This window comes from Bacillus sp. JJ864, from assembly GCF_036963045.1.
Taxonomy (GTDB): Bacteria; Bacillota; Bacilli; order Bacillales; family Bacillaceae_G; genus Bacillus_A; species Bacillus_A pseudomycoides_C.
The window spans coordinates 1-2580 of record NZ_JBALLY010000130.1 but is presented as its reverse complement, the minus strand read 5'-3'; the positions used below and the strand labels follow the sequence as shown (position 1 = coordinate 2580).

Genomic DNA, 2580 nt, shown 5'->3' with positions numbered 1-2580 from the left:
TTCCAGGGGACATTTTTTATTAATAACGTTTCGAGTTATTATGTTTTTGCAAACCTTGGATGCCTAGCTCCCAATCGCTTTTTGACAGCATGTTTTCGATTGTTCCCTCTTTTAGTTCACTTGCTAAGTGCAAGATACTATTTAAAATGTTCTCCCATTTCTTCATTTGTTCTTGTAGTCGTTTGATTTCACTTTGTTGAATAGAAGTTGTATGCGCTTCTAGTTGCCACTTTTTCAGTTGTGTTTTATATATTGGAACAAATTCAAGTTGATCAGTATATACTTGAATGGTGCGATGGATTGTGTAGTCATCTAATATATGCGGTGTTGGCTGCGCTTCTAATAAACGAGTGTATTGCTCTTGTGCATCTTCTAGCTGCCCATCAATCATATTTGCAATCATGGATAGAGCACTAATTGGCTGCCAATTTGGTTCGGGTATCATTGTAATCATCCTTTTTATATTGGTTTGATAACATCATAATAGCTCCAGAATGAACAATTATTATTTACTTTCTTTTTATCTGCTAATCTACATTTTCGGTATGCCTACATAAAGGGAAGCCTTTACATCCCAGGAAGGATTCTTTAGACTGACTGTTTATTTTCTCTATTAAAGGTTTTGAGCACTTTGGACAAGTCATTCGTTTTTCTCTAAGTTGAGCTTTGGCTTCTGTAGTGTCGAAGAACAACAAGTGCTGTTTAATATTTTTCGAAGGTTCGGGTAGCCATCTAGAACTGATGTTATATTTTTTACAGTATTCATATATTTCTTCACCAAACCATCTACGAGTTTTTTGAAGGTTCAAAGTGCTAACGTTATGTACCTTGTTTCTTCGCCAATGATCGAAGTATACCTTATCACCTTTTCCCTTTTCATCGTATTTTGTATCGTTTGTTTTTGCAGTTCTTGCGTTTTTGATTAATAAATCAGTAGGTGCTTCTTTGAAAGTATTTAAAGGTAAACTTAAAAGGTGTTTTTGCAGTTCTTCAAAAAATGGGGATGTTTTCCGATCTCCTTTTTCATCACTTGTACATACATAATCGCTCACTTGCTGGAAAATATCGTTCGGTATATAAACGTTTACGTTTACGTTTTCATTATTATTGCTTTCAAGAACCCAACTTGCGTTTGCATTTTTACAAGTAATTAAAATGCTTTTTGGGATAGGTAAATAGATACCTGTGAAAAGACCGTTGTTATACTCGAAATTGAAAAGAGCACTTTTGGTAGTTTCATTTTTACAAAATTCATCTAAATGCTGAAATACTTCAGTAAATATCATAATTGTGAATCTCCTTTCAGTTTTATAGAGTTATATGAAGATAACATAATATATTTATGTTATAACACTTATGGGGTCTGCGTAGCAATGGAACCAAATCACGCTATAAATGCTTTATCAAGACCTAAATTGTAAAAAGTCATAAAAAATAAAGGGTGATACATATTAGTCATATATAATATGTATCACCCTTTTATTCCTTGCTCAGTAATCGCGCCCTTTAATGGAATAACAAAAATATATCCCTTCTTCTTGAACTAACGCTCACCAATACTTGAATATGACAAATCTTATTTTATAGGTTCTCCAGAGACAATATGCCAATGAAGGTGTTTAGAATCTTGGTATTTGCTTAAGTTAGTTATTACCCTACATGCCCCGTGTTCGGATGTCACTTTAGTAGCAACTTGTTTTATCACTCCTAATAGTTCAAGCAATAAGTCGTTATCACTTTCATCTAATGTAATTAAAGAAGAAATATGTTTCTTTGGTATGGTAACAATATGAACTGGAAATGGATCTTATTTATTTGGTAAGATGGGCTAGGTAGTTGAACAAACAACAATTTGGCAAATTAAATACTAACTGTGATGGAAGTCTAATGTATTATTTATTCCTTTTGGGGGATTTGTACGGTAAGTATTATTCTTTGGAGAGTGAACTGATGAAAGCAGAAAAAATATTAATTGTAGAAGATGAGCCAACTATTTCAGATTTAATAAACCTAAATTTAAAAATGGTAAATTATGAAACTATCCAGGTTTACAATGGAAGACACGCTTTAGAAGTAATAGAATCGGAACAATTTGATTTAATACTCTTAGACGTTATGCTTCCAGAAATAGACGGGTTTAGCATAATAGATAAAATAAAGCATAAGGACATACCTGTAATTTTTTTATCAGCTAAATCATCCATTACGGATAAGGTGAAGGGGCTTAAAATGGGAGCAGATGATTATATAGGAAAACCTTTTGAGTCTATAGAACTTTTAGCAAGAGTTGAAACAGTTTTAAGACGTTACAGTAAAAAAAATAACGCCATACGTTTCGGGAATTTAGAAATATATATAGAAGAAATGCTTGTGAAAAAAGATGGCAATAGTATCGATTTAACGCTAAAAGAATTCGAGCTTTTATGTCTTTTAATACAAAATAAAGGAATAGCTTTATCTAGGGAAAGAATTTTAGAAAAAATTTGGGGATATGATTACCTAGGAGAAACTAGAACTGTGGATATGCATATTCAAAGGATTAGAAAAAAACTTGATTTAGATGAGAAAATTAGAACGGTT

The 2580-nt window shown here is 32.4% G+C and carries 3 protein-coding genes and 1 pseudogene; 1 reads left to right on the top strand and 3 read right to left on the bottom strand.

Annotated elements, in window-relative coordinates; translation table 11 throughout:
* Window positions 1–19: 19 nt before the first annotated feature.
* From V7024_RS18460 to V7024_RS18450, 3 genes and pseudogenes are all read right to left on the bottom strand, one after another.
* Window positions 20–445, bottom strand: coding sequence for a hypothetical protein (locus V7024_RS18460; RefSeq protein ID WP_335522536.1), 426 nt, complete (start codon window positions 443–445; stop codon window positions 20–22).
* Window positions 446–527: 82 nt separating this feature from the next.
* Window positions 528–1286 carry a topoisomerase DNA-binding C4 zinc finger domain-containing protein gene (locus V7024_RS18455; protein WP_335522534.1) on the bottom strand — a complete coding sequence of 253 codons (759 nt, stop codon included), beginning with the start codon at window positions 1284–1286 and terminating at the stop codon, window positions 528–530.
* Window positions 1287–1576: 290 nt separating this feature from the next.
* A pseudogene (locus tag V7024_RS18450) lies at window positions 1577–1801 on the bottom strand (HIT domain-containing protein); the annotation flags it as partial.
* A gap of 149 nt (window positions 1802–1950) precedes the next feature.
* On the opposite strand from V7024_RS18450, the gene V7024_RS18445 reads away from it, so the two are divergent.
* Window positions 1951–2580, top strand: a 630-nt coding sequence (locus tag V7024_RS18445; protein WP_335522538.1) for a response regulator transcription factor, incomplete at its 3' end; no start/stop codon positions are given.

Coding starts and splice junctions, on each gene's coding strand:
- V7024_RS18455 (WP_335522534.1), bottom strand. CDS start 1,286: ATGATATTTACTGAAGTATTTCAGCATTTAGATGAATTTTGTAAAAAT.
- V7024_RS18460 (WP_335522536.1), bottom strand. CDS start 445: ATGATACCCGAACCAAATTGGCAGCCAATTAGTGCTCTATCCATGATT.